The 21968-nt window shown below is 43.2% G+C and carries 20 protein-coding genes, 1 pseudogene and 1 riboswitch; of the genes and pseudogenes, 14 read left to right on the top strand and 7 right to left on the bottom strand.

The features are described 5' to 3' along the window. The first annotated feature begins 184 nt into the window (after positions 1-184). Genes modA through modC form a run of 3 tightly spaced genes read left to right on the top strand, consistent with a single transcriptional unit; the run spans position 185 to position 2738 of the window. Entirely contained in the window at positions 185-955 is a 771-nt protein-coding gene (gene modA, locus M1E93_RS14205; RefSeq protein ID WP_014657767.1) for a molybdate ABC transporter substrate-binding protein, read from the top strand. An 18-nt stretch (positions 956-973) separates the two neighbouring features. Continuing rightward, complete coding sequence (modB, locus tag M1E93_RS14200) at positions 974-1663, top strand: molybdate ABC transporter permease subunit (RefSeq protein ID WP_004917815.1); 690 nt, start codon at positions 974-976, stop codon at positions 1661-1663. A gap of 1 nt (position 1664) precedes the next feature. Next, positions 1665-2738 carry a molybdenum ABC transporter ATP-binding protein ModC gene (gene modC / locus M1E93_RS14195; RefSeq protein WP_004917817.1) on the top strand — a complete coding sequence of 358 codons (1074 nt, stop codon included), beginning with the start codon at positions 1665-1667 and terminating at the stop codon, positions 2736-2738. Between the two features lie 104 nt (positions 2739-2842). Here modC and M1E93_RS14190 read toward each other — a convergent pair whose 3' ends face one another. Beyond that, on the bottom strand, positions 2843-3661 hold the full coding sequence (locus M1E93_RS14190; RefSeq protein ID WP_004917819.1) for a pyridoxal phosphatase: 819 nt from the start codon (positions 3659-3661) through the stop codon (positions 2843-2845). 335 nt (positions 3662-3996) lie between these two features. Between M1E93_RS14190 and pgl the strand changes: the two genes are divergently transcribed. Continuing rightward, positions 3997-4983, top strand: a complete 987-nt coding sequence (gene pgl, locus M1E93_RS14185) for a 6-phosphogluconolactonase (RefSeq protein ID WP_004917821.1) — start codon at positions 3997-3999, stop codon at positions 4981-4983. Between the two features lie 39 nt (positions 4984-5022). On the opposite strand, the gene bioA is transcribed toward pgl, so the two are convergent. Beyond that, positions 5023-6294 carry an adenosylmethionine--8-amino-7-oxononanoate transaminase gene (gene bioA, locus M1E93_RS14180; RefSeq protein ID WP_004917823.1) on the bottom strand — a complete coding sequence of 424 codons (1272 nt, stop codon included), beginning with the start codon at positions 6292-6294 and terminating at the stop codon, positions 5023-5025. A gap of 93 nt (positions 6295-6387) precedes the next feature. Between bioA and bioB the strand changes: the two genes are divergently transcribed. Genes bioB through bioD form a run of 4 tightly spaced genes read left to right on the top strand, consistent with a single transcriptional unit; the run spans position 6388 to position 10003 of the window. Beyond that, positions 6388-7425 (top strand): biotin synthase BioB, encoded by a 1038-nt coding sequence (gene bioB / locus M1E93_RS14175; protein WP_004917825.1) that lies wholly within the window; start codon positions 6388-6390, stop codon positions 7423-7425. Further along, positions 7425-8579: an 8-amino-7-oxononanoate synthase gene (bioF, locus tag M1E93_RS14170; RefSeq protein WP_040132925.1), complete on the top strand. Its 1155-nt coding sequence runs from the start codon at positions 7425-7427 to the stop codon at positions 8577-8579. Before bioB ends, bioF begins: the two co-directional genes overlap by 1 nt. Continuing rightward, positions 8560-9336, top strand: a complete 777-nt coding sequence (gene bioC / locus M1E93_RS14165) for a malonyl-ACP O-methyltransferase BioC (RefSeq protein WP_071881678.1) — start codon at positions 8560-8562, stop codon at positions 9334-9336. The genes bioF and bioC overlap by 20 nt, the downstream gene beginning before the upstream one ends. After that, the gene (bioD, locus tag M1E93_RS14160) at positions 9329-10003 is read left to right on the top strand and encodes a dethiobiotin synthase (RefSeq protein ID WP_014657770.1); all 675 of its coding nucleotides are present in this window, start codon (positions 9329-9331) and stop codon (positions 10001-10003) included. The genes bioC and bioD overlap by 8 nt, the downstream gene beginning before the upstream one ends. A gap of 92 nt (positions 10004-10095) precedes the next feature. Here bioD and M1E93_RS14155 read toward each other — a convergent pair. Beyond that, a pseudogene (locus M1E93_RS14155) lies at positions 10096-10224 on the bottom strand (contact-dependent growth inhibition system immunity protein); the annotation flags it as partial. Positions 10225-11084: 860 nt separating this feature from the next. Between M1E93_RS14155 and uvrB the strand changes: the two are divergent. Next, positions 11085-13103 carry an excinuclease ABC subunit UvrB gene (gene uvrB, locus M1E93_RS14150; RefSeq protein ID WP_004917833.1) on the top strand — a complete coding sequence of 673 codons (2019 nt, stop codon included), beginning with the start codon at positions 11085-11087 and terminating at the stop codon, positions 13101-13103. 76 nt (positions 13104-13179) lie between these two features. On the opposite strand, the gene yvcK is transcribed toward uvrB, so the two are convergent. Beyond that, positions 13180-14088 (bottom strand): uridine diphosphate-N-acetylglucosamine-binding protein YvcK, encoded by a 909-nt coding sequence (yvcK, locus tag M1E93_RS14145; protein ID WP_004917836.1) that lies wholly within the window; start codon positions 14086-14088, stop codon positions 13180-13182. A gap of 529 nt (positions 14089-14617) precedes the next feature. Next, a riboswitch (molybdenum cofactor riboswitch) is annotated at positions 14618-14758 on the top strand. Between yvcK and moaA the strand changes: the two genes are divergently transcribed. The 5 genes from moaA to M1E93_RS14120 all read left to right on the top strand — a co-directional run bounded on the left by moaA (position 14748) and on the right by M1E93_RS14120 (position 17839). After that, positions 14748-15728: a GTP 3',8-cyclase MoaA gene (gene moaA / locus M1E93_RS14140; RefSeq protein WP_014657771.1), complete on the top strand. Its 981-nt coding sequence runs from the start codon at positions 14748-14750 to the stop codon at positions 15726-15728. (Overlaps the previous riboswitch by 11 nt.) A 27-nt stretch (positions 15729-15755) precedes the next feature. Next, complete coding sequence (gene moaC, locus M1E93_RS14135) at positions 15756-16235, top strand: cyclic pyranopterin monophosphate synthase MoaC (RefSeq protein ID WP_004917841.1); 480 nt, start codon at positions 15756-15758, stop codon at positions 16233-16235. Further along, positions 16232-16477, top strand: coding sequence for a molybdopterin synthase sulfur carrier subunit (gene moaD, locus M1E93_RS14130; protein WP_004917843.1), 246 nt, complete (start codon positions 16232-16234; stop codon positions 16475-16477). The genes moaC and moaD overlap by 4 nt, the downstream gene beginning before the upstream one ends. A 1-nt stretch (position 16478) precedes the next feature. Then, on the top strand, positions 16479-16931 hold the full coding sequence (gene moaE, locus M1E93_RS14125; RefSeq protein WP_004917845.1) for a molybdopterin synthase catalytic subunit MoaE: 453 nt from the start codon (positions 16479-16481) through the stop codon (positions 16929-16931). Between the two features lie 200 nt (positions 16932-17131). Then, on the top strand, positions 17132-17839 hold the full coding sequence (locus tag M1E93_RS14120) for a Bax inhibitor-1/YccA family protein (RefSeq protein WP_004917846.1): 708 nt from the start codon (positions 17132-17134) through the stop codon (positions 17837-17839). A gap of 126 nt (positions 17840-17965) precedes the next feature. On the opposite strand, the gene M1E93_RS14115 is transcribed toward M1E93_RS14120, so the two are convergent. From M1E93_RS14115 to M1E93_RS14105, 3 genes are read right to left on the bottom strand one after another with little or no spacing between them, the layout of a single operon-like run. Then, positions 17966-19072: an ABC transporter permease gene (locus tag M1E93_RS14115; RefSeq protein WP_104873342.1), complete on the bottom strand. Its 1107-nt coding sequence runs from the start codon at positions 19070-19072 to the stop codon at positions 17966-17968. Positions 19073-19084: 12 nt separating this feature from the next. Further along, entirely contained in the window at positions 19085-20224 is a 1140-nt protein-coding gene (locus M1E93_RS14110; RefSeq protein WP_004917851.1) for an ABC transporter permease, read from the bottom strand. Then, a complete protein-coding gene (locus M1E93_RS14105) occupies positions 20221-21963 on the bottom strand; it encodes an ATP-binding cassette domain-containing protein (protein WP_426206997.1) in 1743 nt (580 codons plus the stop codon). Before M1E93_RS14105 ends, M1E93_RS14110 begins: the two co-directional genes overlap by 4 nt. Positions 21964-21968: the final 5 nt, after the last annotated feature.

Genomic DNA, 21968 nt, shown 5'->3' with positions numbered 1-21968 from the left:
GCAACTCTATCTATTTGTCTTTGGTTGATACGCTTTTAAAGCAAGTCTTCCCTCACTTTTCTGCTTCTGGTATAAGTTTTGATGCAATTCATTGCGCTAGCACACTTTTCTGCACGCGATGACTTTAAGTTATCGTTATATCCTGTTATATATAGCGTGATAACTAATATTAGGGTGGACTGAAATGAAAAAAAATTTGATCACGTTGTTGGCGGGTGTCACGATAACACTTTCTATGGCAAGCCATACGGTTGCAGCAGAGAAAATAACTGTTTTTGCTGCCGCCTCTTTGACAAATGCGATGAATGAAATTTCTGAACAATATCAGAAAGAAAACAAAGTAGAAGTTGTCTCATCATATGCATCATCATCGACACTTGCTCGTCAAATTGAGCAAGGAGCGCCTGCAAATCTATTTATTTCTGCCGATCAGCAATGGATGAATTATGCTATTGATAAGCATTTGATGGTTGAAAACACGCGCTACACTTTATTAGGTAATGAGTTGGTATTGATCGCACCCAAAGATTCCAAAATTGAAAAGGTGGAGATCAATAAACAAACGGATTGGAAAAAGCTGCTTGATGGCGGCCGTCTGGCGGTAGGCGATCCGGAGCATGTTCCTGTTGGGATTTATGCGAAAGAAGCATTGAGCTATTTAGGGGCATGGGATACGGTCAATCCGTTATTAGCACGTACCAATAATGTGCGTAGTGGTATGGCCTTGGTTGAACGCGATGAAGCGCCTTTAGGGATAGTGTATGGCTCCGATGCCGTTGCTAGCCAAAAAGTCAAAGTCGTTGGTATTTTTCCAGCAGACTCGCACAAACCCGTTGAATATCCAATGGCTATTGTGAAAGACCAAGATAATCAAGCAACTCGTGACTTTTATGAATATTTGAAAACGCCAGCCGCTTCAGAAGTATTCAAACGTTACGGTTTCACCCCACGTTAAGGGATTTTAGTATTGCAGATGTTAAGTGCTTATGAATGGGAAGCCATCTACCTGAGCTTAAAAGTTTCAAGTGTGGCAGTCATGTTTAGTTTGCCACTAGGTATTTTGGTTGCATGGGTATTGGTGCGTTGTCATTTCCCCGGCAAAACACTGCTGGATAGTATTATCCATCTACCATTGGTGTTACCGCCAGTGGTAGTGGGGTATTTATTATTGATCAGTATGGGACGCCGCGGTTTTATTGGGGAATGGCTGTATAGCTGGTTTGGGTTTAGCTTTACGTTTAGCTGGCGCGGTGCCGCATTGGCCTCCGCCGTGGTGGCTTTTCCATTGATGGTGCGGGCGATCCGTTTAGCGCTCGAAGCCGTTGATCGTAAACTTGAGCAAGCGGCTCGAACATTAGGCGCGACGCCATTACGTGTCTTTTTTACGATAACTATCCCATTATCACTGCCCGGTATTATTGTGGGAACGGTATTAGCATTTGCACGCTCATTAGGGGAGTTTGGGGCGACTATCACCTTTGTATCGAATATTCCCGGAGAAACACAAACCATCCCACTTGCGATGTATACCTTAATTGAAACACCGGGGGCGGAAGTGGATGCAGCCCGCTTGTGTGTGATTGCTATTATCTTGGCATTAATTTCACTATTAGTTTCAGAATGGCTGACCCGTTGGGGCAAAAAGCGATTGGGGGTAGCCTGATATGTTAGAGCTGGATTTTTCACAGCAGCTTGGTGAGTTAGCGCTTGAAGTGAATACCTCGCTACCGACAGAGAGCATTACTGCCATATTTGGGTTATCTGGAGCAGGGAAGACCTCATTAATTAATGTGATAGGGGGGCTAACCAAGCCTAATCGAGGGCGTATTGTGCTCAATGGACGGACGCTGGTCGATATCGAAAAAGGCATCTGCTTGCCGCCCGAAAAGCGCCATATTGGCTATGTCTTCCAAGATGCACGGCTATTTCCCCATTATCGAGTCAAGAATAATTTACGTTATGGTATGGCTCCCGAAATGAAAGGGCGCTTCGATGAAATTGTGACGTTGTTAGGCATTGAAAAACTTCTAAATCGTTTTCCTATTACATTATCAGGTGGGGAAAAACAGCGTGTCGCTATTGGCCGCGCACTGTTAACCGCACCTGAAATTTTATTGATGGATGAGCCATTAGCTTCTCTTGATTTACCGCGTAAACGTGAGCTACTACCGTATTTAGAAAAACTGTCTCAAGATGTCAAAATCCCTATTTTATATGTCAGCCATAGCTTAGATGAGATTTTACGCCTTGCCGATAAAGTGATTGTGATGGCACAAGGTAAAGTTAAAGCTTTTGGAGCATTAGAGGAGGTGTGGGCAAGCAGTGCATTGCGTCCTTGGCTCCAACAAGAGACATTAAGTAGCGTGTTAAATGTGATATGTCATGGTCACCACCCTGACTATGAGATGACTGCAGTGATTGTGGGCAGTCAAAAATTATGGATCCCGCGTATTGATACAGAAAGAGGCGGGCAGTTGCGTTTACGCATTGATGCCTCTGATGTGTCTTTAGTATTAGAAAAGCCACAGGTCAGCAGTATCCGTAATATTTTATCAGCGGAAGTGGTTGAATGGATTGAAGATGGCGAGCAGGTGGATGTGAAGCTTGATTTAGGCGAACAGCATTATTTATGGGCGCGTATCACACGTTGGGCGCGTGACGAATTGTCTATTCGCAAAGGTCGTCGAGTTTATGCACAGGTTAAAAGTGTTTCATTAAGCCGCCATTACACATCATAACAGTACGTTAGCTGATATCTAAAGTCATGCCGCTTGAGTGAACAGCATAAAGTGGCAAAATGAGTTAATTAGGGGGCTTATTATTGGCCCCCTAATAGATAAAATTACAATACGTATTTATGGATCACTTCAGCGATACCCGGTTGGGTGTTATCACGTGTAACCAGTTTTGCTTGTTGTTTGATTTCATCGACCGCTTGGCCCATAGCAACACCTAGTCCAGCCGTTGTTAACATGCTTAAATCGTTAAAGTTATCACCAAAAGCAACCACATCATTCATGGTCATACCCTGTGATTCAACCCACTGTTTTAGTCGTTGGCCTTTGCTGTTTCCTTTGCGGCCGACGTCGACTTGATCAGCCCATGACCATTCACATTCCAAGCCAAAATCATCTTCAATACCGCGAACAACCTCTTTGAGCTGATCGATATTTTCTGAACTGACGGCAAATTTCCAAATAGATTGATAATCATGTAAGACATCAGCATAGTTTTCGACAAACTGAATATTAGGACGTTGAGCCACTGGCAGGGTTTCTGCCCAACTTAGCGTCCTTTTGATCCCTTCTGTCGGTGCGTTGTATAGCATGGCATCATCAACATACATTAAATGTTGAATATCGGTGCCACGCAGCCTTTCAATCATTTGTGTTGCTGATTCGAGTGTCATAGGGTCTGAAGAAAGAACTTTTTTACCTAAATAATCATAAAGATAAGTACCATTGCAGCAAATTGCAGGGGTATCAAGGTTAAGCTCTTGGTAGAAAGGATGAATGGCAACATGATGGCGCCCTGTCACAATCAACACTTTAACGCCTTGGCGACGTGCTTCATTTAATGCAGCAAGCGATTCGGGCAAAATTTTCTTTTGAGGATCAAGCAGTGTTCCATCAAGATCGAGCGCAATAACGCGGTATGACATAAACGGCTCCACGTGATTTGAGGTTACATATGCCTTAATGAGTGGCCATATGATGGTTTTTGTCGTTGTCAGCTAAACAGAAAGGGATCTGTTAGCCTGATAATAATCCAGTGCTAAAATAATTTTATCATCTTAGCGGATATTGCAGATTAACTAAAGTGGCGCAGAATGAATCGAGTCAGGTTATTGGTAATCTGTTGTTTTAATCATTTTGAGATAATTTAGTGGCGCGATGTATTGAAAAGAGGGGGATTGCTTGTTATTCGCTAGTCTATCCTGAGATTAACCGTCATAATGGAAGAAGATATTTTTATCATGAATCATAAGGAGACAGGATGAATCAGGTTGTCTATATTGCTAGCCCCGAAAGCCATCAGATCCACGTTTGGTCTATGAACGAAGCCGGTGAACTGACGTTATTACAGACGGTGACAACACCAGGCCAAGTACAGCCAATGGTATTAAGCCATGATAAAAAGCACCTTTATATTGGTGTCCGACCCAATTTTCGAGTAATCACTTATCAAATTGAAGATAAGGGCACTCTCAGACTAAAAGCTGAGACGGCAATTCCAAGTACACCGGTACATTTATCATTAGATAACACTGGTAAGTATTTGTTTGTGCCGTCATACCATCAACATAATTTGGCTGTCTTACCTATCAACCAAGAAGGTGTACCACAAACCGCGATCCAAGTGATCGAAGGGCTACGAAACCCACACTCTTCACATGTTGATGCTGACAATCAACAATTATGGGTGCCGTGTTTGGGGGAAGATCATATTCGCTTATTTGATCTGCATGACGATGGTCATTTAACCGAAGCTTCTGCTGATCAAATCAGTTCAGCAAAAGGCGCAGGCCCTCGCCACCTTGCATTCCATCCACAGCACAAAGTTATTTATTGTGTTAATGAGTTGGATTCAACCATTAACGTTTACCATAAATTTACTCGCTATCGCCAAGTTCAGCATATTAACGTATACCCGGAAGGTCGTGAAAGCCAACGTTGGGCGGCAGATATTCATATCACGCCTGATGGACGTCATCTGTATGCGAGTGAGCGTTCAGATAGCTATATTAGCCATTTCCGAGTATCTGATGATGGCCGCGAGTTGACCCTAGAAGGGATTTATCCAACAGAAGCTCAGCCTAGGGGCTTTAACCTTGATGCAACAGGGCGCTTCTTGATTTCTAGCGGGCAAAAATCTGACAGTATTTCTGTTTCAGAAATTGACCCGATTACAGGTAAACTCACCCAAATTGGTCGCTACCCAGTGGGCAAAGGCCCAATGTGGGTGACGGTATTAGCGCGTTAATTGCTAAACTAAGATCTCCTCAAAGCACTGAGGGGATCTTTACCCCTCAATCACGTTTCTCATTGCACTTGTCACTTTACTCAGTTGTTCCGGTGAAATAATGTAAGGTGGCATAACATAAATCAGCCGACCAAATGGCCTTACCCAAACCCCTTGTTCAACAAACTTTTTTTGTAATTCAGCGGTATTGACTGGCTGCTGCATCTCAATCACGCCAATCGCCCCTAAAACGCGCACCTGCTTGACGCTTGTGTGGGAGGACAAAGGTGCTAATTCAGCTAAGAGCTGCTGCTCAATCTTGGCGACAGTATGCTGCCATGGGCTTTCAAGCAATAATTTTAGGCTTGCGTTGGCGACGGCGCACGCTAATGGGTTCCCCATAAAGGTTGGCCCATGCATGAAACAGCCCGCTTCGCCATTACTAATCGTTTCGGCAACATGACGCGTTGTTAAGGTGGCTGATAGTGTCATATATCCCCCCGTGAGGGCTTTGCCTAAGCACATAATATCCGGTGAAATAGCCGCATGGTCACAAGCAAATAATTGGCCTGTGCGCCCAAATCCTGTCGCGATTTCATCGGCTATCAGTAATATGCCATAGTGATCACAAAGCTCACGAACGCCTTTTAGGTACTCGGGGTGATAAATACGCATTCCACCCGCACCTTGTACGATAGGTTCGAGTATAATTGCTGCAATTTCGCGATGTTTTGCTGCAAGTTCCTGCTTAATTGGTAATAAATCATCACTGTTCCATTCATCATGAAAACCACATTGTGGAGCCTCAACAAAAATATGAGGAGGTAGATAACCTTTGTATAGGCCATGCATTGAATTATCAGGATCACATACTGCCATCGCACCAAAAGTATCCCCATGATAACCATGGCGTAAAGTTAAAATACGTTGGCGCTTTTCCCCTCTTGCCTGCCAATACTGGAGTGCCATCTTTAGTGACACTTCCACAGCCACCGATCCTGAATCGGCAAGAAAAATACACTCTAAAGGCGCTGGAGTGATCTCAACGAGTTGACGGCACAAATTCACTGCGGAAGGGTGAGTGATGCCACCAAACATGACATGAGACATTTTTTGTAGCTGCTCAGTAGCGGCTTGATTGAGAACGGGATGATTGTAGCCGTGGATCGCCGCCCACCAAGAAGACATTCCATCAACAAGTGTTTTTCCATCAGCCATAATCAACTCTGCGCCTTTAGCCTCAACGATGGGATAGGCGGGGATCGGGTGGCTCATCGAGGTGTAGGGATGCCAGATATGCTTGGCATCGAATGCAATATCAGAACTGTCCATTTTACTTTGTTGTCAACTTATTTAAATGAATTTGGTTGACATGATAACCACAATATTTAAACTGGCAACGACTTTTTATGATGGAGATCTGCCGTGAGCGAATTAAAAAAGTGGACAACTAAACAGGCTAATGAATTGTTCTCTATGCCTTTCTTTGAGCTTTTGTTCCAAGCTCAGCAAGTTCATCGACAGCATTTTGACCCACAGCAAGTACAGGTCAGCACCTTGCTTTCAATCAAAACAGGGGCATGCCCAGAAGATTGCAAATATTGTGCACAAAGTGCTCGTTATAAAACCGGATTAGAAACCGAACGTTTAATGGAAGTTCAGCAAGTTCTTGAATCTGCAAAAAAAGCGAAGCAAGCAGGCTCAACGCGTTTTTGTATGGGAGCCGCTTGGCGTAATCCTCGTGAGCGCGATATGCCTTATCTCGAAATGATGGTGCGAGAGGTGAAATCGCTAGGCATGGAAACCTGCATGACACTGGGAATGATTGACGATAGCCAAGCTCAGCGCCTTGCCGAAGCGGGGCTTGATTACTACAACCATAATCTTGATACCTCCCCTGAATACTATGGCAACATCATTACCACCAGAACTTATCAAGACCGCTTAGACACATTGGATAATGTACGTAATGCGGGTATCAAAGTGTGCTCTGGAGGGATTCTTGGTTTAGGGGAAAAAATCAGCGATCGAGCAGCGCTGTTGGTTCAACTTGCGAATTTACCTAAACCGCCAGAAAGTGTACCGATCAATATGCTGATGAAAATGGAAGGCACCCCGATGGCGGATAATGAAGATGTCGATCCTTTTGATTTCATTCGAACTATTGCAGTAGCACGTATTATGATGCCGACCTCTTACGTCCGTTTATCGGCGGGTCGCGAATATATGAACGAGCAAACCCAAGCACTCTGTTTTATGGCAGGCGCTAATTCCGTATTTTATGGTTGTAAGCTGTTAACCGCTCCTAATCCGAATGAAAATAAAGATATCTCCTTGTTTAAAAAATTGAATATTAACCCAGAGCGTATTGAAGTGAGCGAAGGGGATAATCAACAAGCGGCACAATTAGCGGAGTCTATTTTGACAGCCGATAATTCACAGTTCTATAACGCGGCTGTCTAATGAGTTGGCAAACATTTATTCAAGCGCAACTCGAGCAGCGTAAACAAAATGCGGCTTGGCGTAAAAGAACCTGTATTGATTACAGCACAGGTCGTGAGTTGCGAATTAACGGGGAAAATTACCTGAATTTTTCAGGAAATGATTACTTAGGGTTAAGCCATCACCCCAAGGTCGTCGAGGCTTGGCAGCAAGGCGCCACATTATATGGCACCGGCAGTGGCGGTTCAGGGCACATTACTGGTTTTACTCGCGCCCATTATGATTTGGAAAACGCGCTATCTGCATGGTTGGGATATCCAAGGGCACTATTATTTATTTCTGGTTTTGCGGCGAATCAAGCGGTGATCACCGCTTTAATGGGGCAAGGGGATCGCATTTTAGCCGATAAACTTAGTCATGCTTCGATTTTAGAGGCATCAATGCTTTCAAAAGCTAATTTACGGCGATTTGCTCACAATAGCCCTGCATCATTACAAAAATTGCTCACCAGCACTTTAGATGTAAAGACACTCGTGATTAGTGAAGGGGTGTTTAGCATGGATGGTGACAGTGCGCCTTTAGCGGAATTAAAACAGCTCGCGGAACAACATCACGCTTGGTTAATGGTCGATGATGCCCATGGTATTGGCGTAAGAGGGCGAGAAGGGCGTGGTAGTTGTGATGTGCATGGTATTAAACCTGAATTACTGATTGTCACCTTCGGTAAAGCATTTGGTTTGAGTGGCGCTGCCGTTCTGTGTGATGAAGCAACCGCAGATTACTTTATTCAAGCGGCTCGCCACCTTATTTATAGTACCTCAATGCCACCAGCTCAGGCAGTTGCGCTATCAGCAACATTACAGCAGATCCGTACAGCCGATGATGCAAGGGAACGGCTTAATCAACATATTGAATATTTCAGAAAAAATAGTCAATTTAGTGATCTGCAATTAGCTGATTCACAGATGGCAATTCAACCCGTCATTGTGGGTGATAATGAGGTGAGCTTACAGCTTTCTGATTATTTACGACAAAAAGGGCTATGGGTACAAGCGATACGTCCACCGACTGTCCCACCAGGCAGTGCACGGCTACGCATTACCTTGAGTGCAGCTCATCACCAACAAGATATCGATCAACTGTTGGAGGCGTTAAATGGTTTTACCATTAAGTGATGAAAAACAAAAAATCGCTTCGGCTTTTGGTAAAGCAGCAAAACGCTATGATTCGATAGCTTATTATCAACAAAATAGTGGTCATCAACTGCTGGATTTATTAGCTTCAGCACGGGTCAATTTACCGGCTAAAAAAGTGATTGATGTTGGCTGTGGCACTGGTTTTTTCAGCCAAATAATTAAAGCACAAGGGGCTGAAGTGACCGCATTAGATTTATCGTCCGGCATGTTGGAGGTTGCACGTCAAAAAAATGCGGCTGAACAGTATATCTGTGCGGATATGGAAGCACTGCCTTTTGCCGACCAAACTTTTAATGTGGTTTTTTCTAATTTGGCTATCCAATGGTGCTCTGACTTATCACTGGCCCTGACTGAACTACATCGAGTGACTAAAAATGGTGGGGTGATTGTATTTACCACGCTTGCTAAAGGCTCTCTATCGGAGCTATCGCAAGCTTGGGCTAGGTTAGATGGCTATTCGCATGTGAATGAATTTTTAAGTTTTGAACAGATAAGCGCGAGTTGCCAACCATGGCAGCATCAATTGCTGCTTCAGACCGATACACTACATTTTCCGGATTTAGCTCGATTATTGAATTCATTGAAAGGCATTGGCGCGACCCATCTCACCGCAGGACGGCGTGGTGGATTGATGACAAGGCAGCGATTACATCTACTTGAGAGCGCTTATCCCACGTCAGCAAACGGTCTTGAGCTCACTTATCAAACTGTATTTGGAATAATTTATCGTGACTAAAACTTATTTTGTGACCGGCACTGATACTGAGGTCGGTAAAACAGTAGTCAGTTGCGCATTACTGCAAGCGGCTAAACAATTGGGTTATCAAACCGCGGGGTATAAACCGGTTGCTTCAGGCAGCGAACAAACAGCACAAGGGCTACGTAACAGTGATGCACTTTTTTTACAAACAAACAGCACATTGCCGTTAACTTACCAAGAAGTGAATCCAATTGTATTCGAAGCGCCAACATCTCCACATATTATTAGCGAAAAAGTTGGGTTGCCAATTGATTTTTCAGTGATGACAAACGGATTAAAACATTTGCAGTCAAAAGCGCAGTGGGTGTTGGTTGAAGGTGCTGGCGGCTGGTATACGCCATTATCAGCACAACACAGTTATGCAGATTGGGTGGTTGAGCAACAATTGCCAGTGATTATGGTGGTTGGCATCAAACTGGGTTGTATTAATCATGCCTTATTAACCGCACAAGCGATTAACCAATCAGGGCTAAAATTGGTGGGGTGGGTGGCGAATGAAGTCGAGCCAGCAGGAACCTATCAGGCCGAATATTTAGAGACATTGCACCGTTCGATCAATGCGCCTTGCCTTGGTATCATTCCTCATCAAGATGCCGAACAATTTGCCGATGTAGGGCAGTATGTTGATGTGACAGCGATTTAATTTTTTAGTGGTTAATTGTCTATTTTATCAGAGAGCTTGTTTTTCAATATAAACACGCTCTCTGGTGTATTGAACGAAAACTCTTTTGTTGTACAACGGCTCAACGCTAAACGTAGCCCAGCGCCTATCTCTTCCGTTGAATTATCAAGCGATAAAATGACATGTCTTGATTCATCAAGTTCACGCCATCCTTCCCATTTTTCATGGCGACTTGGCTTAATTAGGGGCTTGTGTGTAAAGCCCCTATATTAAATTTTTATATTCTAAATAATTCAATATTCAGGTAGGTAATAAACGGAGATAGGTAGGGAGTATCGATAACTATCAGACTCGGCTAGCTGAGCGCATTCAATAATCTTATATCCTGAAGTAGATGCTATAACTTGAGCGTTGTTAAACAGCAAAAATATCCTTTAACACCGAATGATAAGGACGATGGCGTAGTCATGGTACATTGAGTGTAATGTTTGGTTATTTATGATCGGATAAGTGTGCCTATCTAGTGGATCTTACTAGATAATTTTTTATGTTCCTGTTTATTCTGTGTAAAAGGCTATTTTGGATCGTTAATCCGTCATTTTTGTCAACTCGGATCCGTTAAAAAAGAGTAAATACTGTTTTTATGATAAATTCTGAGTAAAAATATTTTCACTGAATTGCCATTTTTTTGTCATGTATATGCGCTATGTGGTTTTTAGAGTGGAACGGAAACGCACTATCTGAAAGGGATTGCAGAGTTATCCACTATTTCTGTGGATAACCTTGTGAATTAGATCTAAAAAAACAACCGAATCCAAGGTGACAAGCGGCTTTGCCTTTATTTGATGTGATTTCAGACTTATAAATAATAATTTTAAAATACAATAAGTTAAATAAAATCAAGACATGGGTTGTTATTTGAGATAAGACTAGAAGTCGCATCAGCATAAAATATATAAATCACTTTAGGTCAAGAAAAATTTTTGGGGATAACCTTGTTTTAACCACAATAAAAAATTGCTGGAGAATTTTTAAACTTAGCACTTGAAGCTGGTTTTTTATCCAGTATCATAGGGGGGAGATCGGTTAAGAGGCGTGGGTAATGAGTAAAGTATTTAAATTGTATTCTGATTTTCAGCCTGGAGGGGATCAACCCGAGGCAATTCGTCAGCTTTCTGAAGGGTTAGAAGATGGACTTGCTCATCAAACCTTACTCGGGGTAACAGGCTCAGGTAAAACCTTTACGATTGCCAATGTCATCGCCAAAGAAAATCGCCCAACCATGTTAATGGCACACAATAAGACGTTGGCAGCACAATTGTACAGTGAGATGAAAGCCTTCTTCCCTGACAATGCCGTTGAATACTTTGTCTCTTATTATGATTATTATCAGCCAGAAGCCTATGTGCCTAGTTCAGATACCTTTATCGAAAAAGATGCGTCTGTTAACGAGCATATTGAGCAAATGCGTCTGTCAGCGACAAAAGCACTACTTGAACGGCGTGATGTGATAGTTGTGGCTTCTGTTTCGGCTATTTATGGTCTTGGTGATCCTGATAGCTATTTAAAAATGATGCTGCATTTGACCGATGGGATGATTATCGATCAGCGGGCTATTTTGCGGCGCTTAGCCGATCTGCAATATACACGTAACGACCAAGCTTTTACCCGAGGTACGTTCCGCGTACGGGGCGAGGTGATTGATATTTTCCCCGCAGAATCAGATGAATATGCGTTACGTGTCGAATTATTTGATGAAGAAGTGGAACGGTTGTCTTTGTTCGACCCATTAACGGGGCAAATTCAGCATCGTGTTCCTCGCTTTACAGTTTATCCGAAAACCCACTATGTGACGCCGAGAGAGCGGATCTTAGAAGCGATGGAACAAATTAAGGTTGAACTGGCGGATAGGCGTAAGGTGCTCCTCGAAAATAATAAATTGCTAGAAGAACAACGTATCACCCAACGTACTCAATTTGATCTCGAAATGATGAATGAGCTGGGTTATTGCTCAGGTATTGAGAACTATTCACGTTATTTGTCTGGTCGCGCGCCAGGAGAGCCGCCACCGACGCTGTTTGATTACCTACCTGCTGATGGTTTATTGGTGGTGGATGAGTCGCACGTTACTATCCCGCAGATCGGAGCGATGTATAAAGGTGACCGCTCTCGTAAAGAAACACTGGTAGAGTATGGATTCCGTTTACCGTCTGCGCTTGATAATCGACCATTACGTTTTGAAGAGTTTGAGGCGCTTGCGCCACAAACTATCTATGTTTCCGCGACGCCGGGTAATTATGAAATAGAAAAATCAGGTTCAGAGGTGATAGAGCAGGTTGTGCGACCAACAGGCTTGCTAGATCCTGTGATTGAAGTGCGGCCTGTTGCCACTCAAGTTGATGATTTGCTTTCTGAAATTCGTATTCGTTCGCAGAAAAACGAGCGTGTGTTGGTGACAACGTTAACAAAACGAATGGCAGAAGATTTAACGGAATACCTTGAAGAGCATGGTGAACGGGTTCGTTATTTACACTCTGATATTGATACGGTAGAACGGGTTGAAATCATTCGTGACCTACGTTTAGGTGAGTTTGATGTGCTGGTGGGGATCAACTTGCTGAGAGAGGGTCTCGATATGCCAGAAGTGTCATTGGTGGCTATTCTCGATGCCGATAAAGAAGGCTTTTTACGCTCTGAACGTTCACTCATTCAGACAATTGGTCGTGCGGCGCGTAACCTTAATGGTAAAGCAATTTTATATGGCGATAGAATCACCAATTCAATGGAAAAGGCCATCAAAGAAACGGAACGCCGCCGTGCTAAGCAGATAGCCTTTAATGAGCAACACGGTATTGTGCCGCAAGGCCTGAACAAAAAAATTGGCGATATCTTGCAAATTGGTCACAAAGTGGGTGGCAAATCGAAAGGTCGCAATAAAGAGAGTGCCAAAATCGATAAACGTGAAGATATTCAATTATTATCAACAAAAGAGTTGGAGCAACGTATTTCGCAACTTGAAGCGCAGATGTATAAACATGCTCAGGATTTAGAGTTTGAAGCGGCGGCAAATGTAAGGGATCAATTGCAAGAGCTAAGGGAGCGTTTTATTGCTAATTCATGATGCTACAAAGGTTAACGGCTCTATGAGTTTTTGCTGTTAACCTTTGGCGTGATTGGTGGTGATATCCCGTGGTGGTTTAAAACAAACGCACGGTTTCTTCGATAGCTTGCAAGAGTAGCTTACGGTCATGACGATAAGGAATATCATCGGCCTCTAACACCCGTTGAGTGACTAACCGCTCATGGCGAATAGGCGCGATATTCGTTCTAGGGCCAACAATCACGGCATCAATTTTTTTGCAGCCGATATGCTGCTCCATCATGGTTAACTTTTCTTGTAACGTGAGGCTAGCTGCGGATGTACTTAGCTCTTTACCTAGGTTACCGATATAGATCATCGGGGCTTTACATTCGCGCAAAGCATCCGTGATATCTTCCAACAGTAGCAGTGGCATCAGGCTGGTGAAGAAACTACCCGGGCCAATTAAAATTAAATCCGCTTGATGAATTGCTTCAATCGCTTCTGCTGTGGCTTTTACGGTTGGGTAGAGTCGTAACTCTTTCGGTAATTCAATCAGAGCATCAACATTGACCTCGCCATACACTTCATTACCCATCTCATCAATCGCCATTAAGTCGACGGGAGATTCTGACATAGGAATGAGTTTGGCATCCACTTTGAGCATATTGCGGATCAAATTAATGGCATCAAGAGGGCGTACACTGAGGTGATCTAATGACTTTAGCATCAGATTACCTAAATTATGGCCTGAAAGTTCGCCGTTGCCACTAAAACGGTATTCAAACATCGCCGATGCGATTGATGGCTCAGTAATTAATTGATTGAGGCAGTTGCGCATATCTCCCCAAGCAATCCCACCTTCCGCTCGACGAATACGACCAGTAGAACCACCATTATCCGTCGTGGTGACAATTCCAGTTAATCGAGAGCCTAAAGAGGAAAGCGAAGACATTACGCGACCAAGCCCATGTCCGCCGCCAAGGGCGACAACATGCCTAAAATCAGTCAAACTACTATTCGGCATAGTGTTCCTATATCAGTTATTTTTTCAGCGCCAAGGCTATTATACAGTGTTATTGCCAGTTAAATGCAATTTAAAACGCGATTATCACGTCTATCACAAAACGGCGCTAATTTATCATAAAACACCGTTTGGGGGTCATTTACCGTCATCATTGACAGATAAAAATTGAAAATGATGGCAGTTTAAACAGCAATTATCTCATAGGGCTGTTTTTTACTATCCAAAAAAGATCAAAATTTGGGGCAAACCTAATCTAAGATTGCTCTTAATTAACGATTAAAAATAGGGGCTGGATGTTTTTTGTACATGCGCTTAATATTGGGTTTAATAGGTGACATAATACAAATTAGAACATTAAATTTATACTGAATTAACAAATGCATAACTAAACCCTAAGTCGTTGTATAATATATTATATACCGAAATTCAAATTCGCTTTTTCCTTTCTTTTACGCTAAAATCCCCACATAAACTAAGTGAACAAAGTGAGCAATTTGATTGTTAACCTATGCTGGCTTTGTGGGCTTGTTGATAAATATCACTCCTAGCCTTTGTGTCTAAGTTCGCGATAACGAATATGATGCTTTGGCCGTGGCCTCTGAGCCACCAGGGTGCAAGATAGAAATGTCTGCATCTCCCGTATTTGGAAAGGTGTCATTATGCAGCAGCTTGTCGATCAATTTGCTCGGAAATTTTATTATCTCCGTTTATCTATTACAGATGTTTGCAACTTTCGTTGCACATACTGCCTTCCCGATGGTTATAAACCAAGTGGTCGTCACGAATTCCTTTCACTGAGTGAAATTCAGCGCATTAGCCGTGCTTTCGCAGAATTGGGCACAGAAAAGGTACGCATCACAGGCGGCGAGCCGACCATGCGTAAAGATTTTACCGATATCATTGCCGCTATCCATGAAAATCAAGCGATCAAAAAAATTGCGGTGACGACAAATGGTTATCGTATGGCTCGTGATGTACAAAAATGGAAAGAGGCGGGACTCGGAGCGATTAATGTCAGTGTTGATAGCCTAGACCCGCGTCAATTTGCGGCAATTACTGGGCAAGACAAGTTTTATCAAGTGATGCAAGGCATTGATGCTGCCTTTGAAGCGGGATTCGACAAGGTCAAAGTCAACGCAGTATTGATGAAAAACGTCAATGATATTGCTTTAAAATCCTTTTTAAATTGGATCAAACATCGTCCAATCCAACTCCGCTTTATCGAATTAATGGAAACGGGGGAAGGGAGTGACCTTTTTAATCGTTTCCATATTTCGGGAGAAACGATCCGCGACCGTCTTATTGAAGAGGGGTGGTACAGTGTGCCACGCTCTCGTAGCGATGGCCCCGCCCAAGTCTTTAGCCACCCTGATTACCAAGGGGAAATTGGTCTTATCATGCCTTATGAAAAAGATTTCTGCCAAAGTTGTAACCGACTACGCGTTTCTTCTTTGGGGAATCTTCATCTGTGTCTATTCGGTGAAAATGGTATCCCACTACGTGACTTGTTAAGTGACGATAATCAAAACGAAGCATTAAAAGCACGTATCCAAAGTGGTCTACAATTTAAGCGAGAGACGCACTTTTTACATATGGGCGACAGTGGCATCACCCCGAATTTATCCGTTATTGGCGGTTAATGAATTTTTGATTTTTCAGGAGAAAATATGTCCCAACTGACTCATATTAATGCGTCGGGTGAAGCGCATATGGTGGATGTTTCTGCAAAAGCTGAAACAGTCCGTGAAGCGAGAGCCGAAGCATTTGTCACGATGAATAAAGAGACCTTAGCGATGATTGTTGAGGGGAGCCATCATAAAGGCGATGTATTTGCGACCGCACGTATTGCTGGTATTCAAGCAGCGAAAAAAACATGGGAGCTGATCCCGTTATGTCATCCGTTGCTGCTAACAAAAGTTGAAGTGACGTTGCAAGCATTGCCGGAGCAAAATCAAGTCCGTATTGAGTCCTGCTGTCGATTGACAGGAAAAACAGGGGTTGAAATGGAAGCATTAACTGCCGCTTCAGTAGCTGCTTTAACCATTTATGATATGTGTAAAGCGGTGCAAAAAGATATGGTAATTGGACCTGTTCGCTTATTAGAAAAAACAGGTGGCAAATCTGGTCATTTTAAGGTGGACGCATGATTACGGTACTTTTTTTTGCTCAAGTACGTGAATTGGTGGGAACAGCTCGTCTCGAATTATCAGAACATTACTCAAATGTTGAAGCATTGCGTCAAGCATTGGCACAACGTGGTGACCGGTGGGCTTTAGCTTTAGAAGATGGCAAGTTGTTAGCGGCAGTTAACCAATCTTTTGTAGCAACAGATCATCCATTGGAAGATGGCGACGAAGTGGCCTTTTTCCCACCGGTGACCGGGGGCTAAGATGGAAAATACGCATATTGCGGTACAAACAGAAAATTTTAGTGTAGGCGAGCAGTATCAATGGCTTGCTGAATGTGATAGCGATGGCGCGGTCGTAACGTTTACAGGCAAAGTCCGAAATCATAATTTAGGCGATAGCGTTGCAGCATTAACGTTAGAACATTATCCCGGAATGACGGAGAAAGCGCTGGCCGCTATTGTGGTCGAAGCGCGTCAACGCTGGGCACTACAGCGAGTTAGTGTGATCCACCGAGTAGGTACTTTACAGCCGGGCGAAGAGATTGTTTTTGTGGGTGTGACCAGTGCTCATCGTGGCGCTGCTTTTCAAGCGGCTGAATTTATTATGGACTATTTAAAAACCAAAGCACCATTTTGGAAGAAAGAGACATTGCCTGATAATGAACGTTGGGTCGAGGCAAAAGAGAGCGATGAAGCTTCTGCAAACCGTTGGTGATCAGTAAATTTCATTTATATTTAAAATAATTTTTAGCGTATTTAGACGCCCGTCAGCAGCGGCATGGCATAAATTCTAATCAATGGTTTTAAGTTTGTTGAATGGTATTGTCAATAATTTATGATAAACTTTGTAGGAATTTGTCTGGCTACGGCACGTTGCTGTGGTCGTTTCTTACTAATGTATGAAGGGTAACCATCATGGATCGATTCGATCAACGTAATGATTCTCTTGTCCAGCGCAGCAGTGCCGGCATTCAGACATTTATGTCACAGGTTTATGGCTGGATGACTGTTGGTCTGTTACTGACTGCTTTTGTTGCTTGGTCCACACTGAATAGTGGCTTATTTTATACCATAGCGACTAATAATGTTCTGTTTTTTGGTTTAATCATTGTTGAGTTTGGACTTGTACTTGGTTTGTCATTTTTACTGCCAAGAATGAGTGGTATGATGGCAACGGGCATGTTTATGCTCTACTCAGTACTTACTGGGCTAACAATTTCTGTGGTTTTAGCTGCTTATACAATGGAATCGGTAGCAGGAACATTTTTTATCACGGCGGCAATGTTTGGTGCACTAAGTGTTTATGGTTACACCACAAAGCGTAGCCTAAGTGGTATCGGTAACTTCCTGTTTATGGCGCTTATTGGCCTAATTATCGCTTCTATTGTCAATATTTTCATGAAAAGCTCAGCATTATACTGGGTGATCACCTATGCAGGTGTTCTGATTTTTGCAGGCCTGACCGCATATGATACTCAGAAACTGAAAGAGATGGGTGCACAAATTGACGTGGAAGATAAAGAAAGCATGCGTAAACTCGCTATCCTAGGTGCATTAAACCTGTATCTGGACTTTATCAACCTGTTCTTAATGCTGCTACGTATTTTCGGCGACCGCCGTTAATCATGTATAAATTGTGTATTTAAGATACACAATAGCTTTTAAAGAATATCAACCCTTGTCATGGTCAAACAGACAAGGGTTTTTTATTGTTTAGTAAAAAATATAGTCGTGACTAATAGGTAATTGCTACGCTGTTTTCTGCCGAAAGAGGTAGTAAGCAAAGGTACTGGTAATGACTGATATCACGAGCAGTGGCCATAGGCTCGGCCAAATAACACTAAAATCAGCATCTTTTAAGTAAATCTGTTTGGTGATTTCAGTGAAATGGCGGATTGGATTGATCAAGGTAATTTCTTGCAACCAAATGGGCATATTCTCAACGGGAGAAATATAGCCTGAGAGCAAAATAGCGGGCATCACAAAAACAAATACACCGATAAATGCTTGTTGTTGGGTTGAACACAAAGCCGATATTAATAATCCAAAACCCACTAGTGAAAGGCCATAAACCACCATAGTTGCATAAAATAGCGTGAGGGAGCCTGCAAAGGGGATTTGGTAACAGAAGATACCAATGACTAAGACTAAAGTCGCTTGCGCGGTGGCAATAATCAATGCGGGTACGGCTTTACCGATAAAAATTTGCCAAGTCGTGAGCGGCGATACAAGTAATTGGTCAAGGGTTCCCTGTTCGGCCTCTCGGGCAATCGACAGGGAAGTGACAATCAGTACGCCAATGGTCGTGATTAATGCCACCAGTGATGGCACGATAAACCATTTATATTCCAGATTAGGGTTATACCAGTTACGAACCACTAACTCGCTATTATTGGCTAAAGGGCGGCCTGCCGTTAGCTCGCTTTGATATTGCAATACGATTTGTTCAATATAGTTAGCGGCAATTTGCGCGCTGTTAGAGTTACGTCCATCAAGTAATAACATCATCTTCGCGGTGTGCTGGCTATCGATGTCAGCGCTAAAATTTTGCCCGAAGCGTACGACTAATAAGCTTTCTCGGTTATCCAGTGTTTCTCGGATCTCGTGCTCATTTTTGAGTAATCGTACTTGAGAAAAGGCTTCTGCTTTTGCTAATCGTTGAGTTAATTCGATAGAGTGCTTCCCGCCATCTTGATCGAAAATGGCGATCGTGGTGTTGGTAACCTCAAGGGTTGCAGCCAAAGGAAACAAGATCATTTGGAAAATAACAGGCATGAGCAAAATGAGCCGCGTTTGCTTTTCCTGCAATAACGTCTGTAGTTCTTTCATGATCAAGGTATATAGGCGGTAAAACATATTTCATCCTTATCAATCAAGACGACGGCGTGTTTTCCATGCCGTTAAGCCAATAAATAAAATAGCGGAGGCGATAAGTAACAGCAGATTGGTGAACAAAACAATATAGATATCGCCTGCCAGAAATAGCGTTTGTAAGCTGCTGACAAAATAGCGCGCCGGAATGAAATAAGTCACGATTTGGACAAATATTGGCATGCTTGAGATTTCAAAAATAAAGCCTGATAGCATAATTGCTGGCAAAAATGCCGCATTTAATGCGACCATTGCGGCATTAAATTGATTGCGAGTGATGGTGGAAATCAATAGCCCCATTCCGAGAGCGGTCGCTAAATAGAGGCTAGTGATCAAAAACAGCACTAAGAGTGAGCCTCGATAAGGTATATTTAATAGTGATGTCGTGACAATCATACACAAGATCATCACAAAGGAGCCTAAGACTTGATAGGGTAATAATTTGGATAAAAGCAATTCGGTGCGTGTAATCTGTGTCGAGAGAAGGGCTTCCATTGTGCCGCGCTCCCATTCACGAGCAACAACCAGTGATGTCAAAATAGCTCCAACTACCGTCATTATGATACTAATGGCACCGGGTATAATGAAATGCTGACTAATTGCAGCTTCATTGAACCAATAACGCATATTTAACTCAATGAGGGGATCTGTGGGATAGCCTCGATTTTCACCTTGTTGTATCAACCACGTATACCAGATCCCTTTGGTGTAGGCTTGTACAAAGTTCGCAGTATTAGGCTCACTGCCGTCGGTAATCACTTGTATGGCGGCATGCCCTTCAGGACGTAGCAATTGGGCTGAGAAGTTCACGGGGATAACGATAATGCCGCGAATTTTGCCCGCTTGCATTTTTGCAATTAATTGTTGCCGATTATCGCTAACCGTAGCGTCAATAAAAGGGGAGCCTGTAAATGTATCGACGAGTTGGCGTGCTTCATGGCTTTGTTGATCCATCAAGATGCCAACACGTAATTGACTGGAATCCAAATTGATCCCATAACCAAAAATAAATAACAGCATTAGGGGGATCACAACGGCAATCAATGCACTACTGGGATCGCGTACGATTTGTTTGCTTTCTTTAATGCATAATGCACGGAGTCTACGCCAAGAAAAATGAGACGCGTTGGCGGTCATTGTTCCTCCCGCTGTTTATCATAATCAAGTATCAACCCAATAAAAGCATCTTCCATTGATGGATTTGGATGACTTTCACTAGCGACTTGCTGTTTTAGCTCATCTGGCGTACCTGCGGCAATGATCTTGCCGTGATACACTAATCCTATGCGATCACAATACTCTGCTTCATCCATAAAGTGAGTTGTCACCATGACGGTTACGCCTCTATCGACCATGCCGTTGATATGTAGCCAAAACTCACGTCGAGTGAGAGGGTCGACCCCCGATGTCGGTTCATCAAGAAATAAAATATCTGGCTCATGCATAAGGGAGCAGGCAAGGGCAAGGCGTTGTTTAAAGCCAAGAGGGAGTGAATCAGTTATTTGATTAATAATTGGCTTAAAATTAAAGGCCTCAACCATTTCAGCTATTTTATGTGTTTGATGCTTACCATGCAGACCATAAACACCAGAAAAGAATTTGAGATTTTGCCCAACCTTTAAATTGCTATAGAGCGAGAATTTTTGCGCCATATAGCCGAGGTGTTGCCGTGCTTTATCTGAGCTGGTCTTTAAATCCATTCCTAACACTAAGGCGTGACCTTCGGTTGGTCTCATCAATCCACACATCATTTTAAAGGTGGTTGACTTCCCCGCACCATTGGGGCCGAGTAAGCCAAAAATTTCACCGCGTTTTACTTGAAAATTGACGCTATCCGTCGCGGCAAAATCACCAAATTTTTTCGTTAGATCACGCGCTTCAATAACGGTTTCACTTGGATTAGCAGGGATTTGCGGCATGATAGCCGCCAATTCTGAGCGATGGGAAGGCCCCCCACCTAAGAGATCAATAAAAGCATCTTCAAAACGTGGCTCTGCCTCAATCAGCTTCCCATCAGGCATATGCAAACGGTGAAGTAGCGACGTTTTAGACGCATCAGGCTTTAATATTAAGCGGATATAACGCCCTTGGATCACGCCATCGCTGGTTTCCGGAAGAACGAGGGCATTTTGCAATATTGTACGTTTATTGGCGGCCGGAACATCTAATAAATAGGAGCGACCAACCATAGTTTGGGTCAGATCTTGAGGTTTCCCTGAAAAAAGCAATTGGCCTTGGTTAAGGAGCAAAACATTTTTGCACTGTTGGGCCTCATCAAGATAGGAGGTACTCCAAAGGATCAGCATCCCCTCATCGGCTAAAGTGTGTACCATTCGCCATAATTCGCGTCGTGCGATGGGATCAACCCCAACCCCAGGCTCGTCTAAAAGTAGCACCTTTGGTCTGCCAATCAGTGTGCAAGCTAACCCTAGCTTTTGTTTCATACCGCCGGATAATTTACCGGCAAGTCGACCTGTAAAATTTGTTAAATCAGTAAAGGTGAGCAACTGACGATAAATTTTCTCTCTCTCTTCACCGAGGACGCCACGTAAATCAGCATATAAATCAAGATTTTCTTGGACGGTCAGATCTTCATATAGGCCAAATTTTTGTGGCATATATCCTAAATTAGCATGCACTTGTACGCTGTCTTTAATCGGATCTAATCCCATTAGACTGATTGTGCCTGAATCAGGTTTTAATAAACCGGCAAGCATTCTCATTAACGTCGTTTTGCCTGCACCGTCTGGGCCGACTAAACCCGTTACCGAGCCATCATAGATCTCGGCCGTTAAGCTCTCTACTGCGGGGGAGTCTAAACCCTGAAATGTTTTTTCAACCCCTTGAAGACGAATGCAGTCATCGTGCTTACTCATCATGC

Source organism: Providencia sp. PROV272 (assembly GCF_049901975.1).
In the GTDB taxonomy this organism is placed as follows: domain Bacteria; phylum Pseudomonadota; class Gammaproteobacteria; order Enterobacterales; family Enterobacteriaceae; genus Providencia; species Providencia stuartii.
The sequence above is the reverse complement of the archived record's forward strand: the minus strand, read 5'-3'. Positions and strand labels throughout refer to the sequence as shown.

What these genes read in the sequence shown, in the direction of transcription:
- modA (WP_014657767.1), top strand. Translation starts at nt 185, where the DNA reads ATGAAAAAAAATTTGATCACGTTGTTGGCGGGTGTCACGATAACACTT.
- modB (WP_004917815.1), top strand. Translation starts at nt 974, where the DNA reads ATGTTAAGTGCTTATGAATGGGAAGCCATCTACCTGAGCTTAAAAGTT.
- modC (WP_004917817.1), top strand. Translation starts at nt 1,665, where the DNA reads ATGTTAGAGCTGGATTTTTCACAGCAGCTTGGTGAGTTAGCGCTTGAA.
- M1E93_RS14190 (WP_004917819.1), bottom strand. Translation starts at nt 3,661, where the DNA reads ATGTCATACCGCGTTATTGCGCTCGATCTTGATGGAACACTGCTTGAT.
- pgl (WP_004917821.1), top strand. Translation starts at nt 3,997, where the DNA reads ATGAATCAGGTTGTCTATATTGCTAGCCCCGAAAGCCATCAGATCCAC.
- bioA (WP_004917823.1), bottom strand. Translation starts at nt 6,294, where the DNA reads ATGGACAGTTCTGATATTGCATTCGATGCCAAGCATATCTGGCATCCC.
- bioF (WP_040132925.1), top strand. Translation starts at nt 7,425, where the DNA reads ATGAGTTGGCAAACATTTATTCAAGCGCAACTCGAGCAGCGTAAACAA.
- bioC (WP_071881678.1), top strand. Translation starts at nt 8,560, where the DNA reads ATGGTTTTACCATTAAGTGATGAAAAACAAAAAATCGCTTCGGCTTTT.
- uvrB (WP_004917833.1), top strand. Translation starts at nt 11,085, where the DNA reads ATGAGTAAAGTATTTAAATTGTATTCTGATTTTCAGCCTGGAGGGGAT.
- yvcK (WP_004917836.1), bottom strand. Translation starts at nt 14,088, where the DNA reads ATGCCGAATAGTAGTTTGACTGATTTTAGGCATGTTGTCGCCCTTGGC.
- moaA (WP_014657771.1), top strand. Translation starts at nt 14,748, where the DNA reads ATGCAGCAGCTTGTCGATCAATTTGCTCGGAAATTTTATTATCTCCGT.
- moaC (WP_004917841.1), top strand. Translation starts at nt 15,756, where the DNA reads ATGTCCCAACTGACTCATATTAATGCGTCGGGTGAAGCGCATATGGTG.
- moaD (WP_004917843.1), top strand. Translation starts at nt 16,232, where the DNA reads ATGATTACGGTACTTTTTTTTGCTCAAGTACGTGAATTGGTGGGAACA.
- moaE (WP_004917845.1), top strand. Translation starts at nt 16,479, where the DNA reads ATGGAAAATACGCATATTGCGGTACAAACAGAAAATTTTAGTGTAGGC.
- M1E93_RS14120 (WP_004917846.1), top strand. Translation starts at nt 17,132, where the DNA reads ATGGATCGATTCGATCAACGTAATGATTCTCTTGTCCAGCGCAGCAGT.
- M1E93_RS14115 (WP_104873342.1), bottom strand. Translation starts at nt 19,072, where the DNA reads ATGTTTTACCGCCTATATACCTTGATCATGAAAGAACTACAGACGTTA.
- M1E93_RS14110 (WP_004917851.1), bottom strand. Translation starts at nt 20,224, where the DNA reads ATGACCGCCAACGCGTCTCATTTTTCTTGGCGTAGACTCCGTGCATTA.
- M1E93_RS14105 (WP_426206997.1), bottom strand. Translation starts at nt 21,963, where the DNA reads ATGAGTAAGCACGATGACTGCATTCGTCTTCAAGGGGTTGAAAAAACA.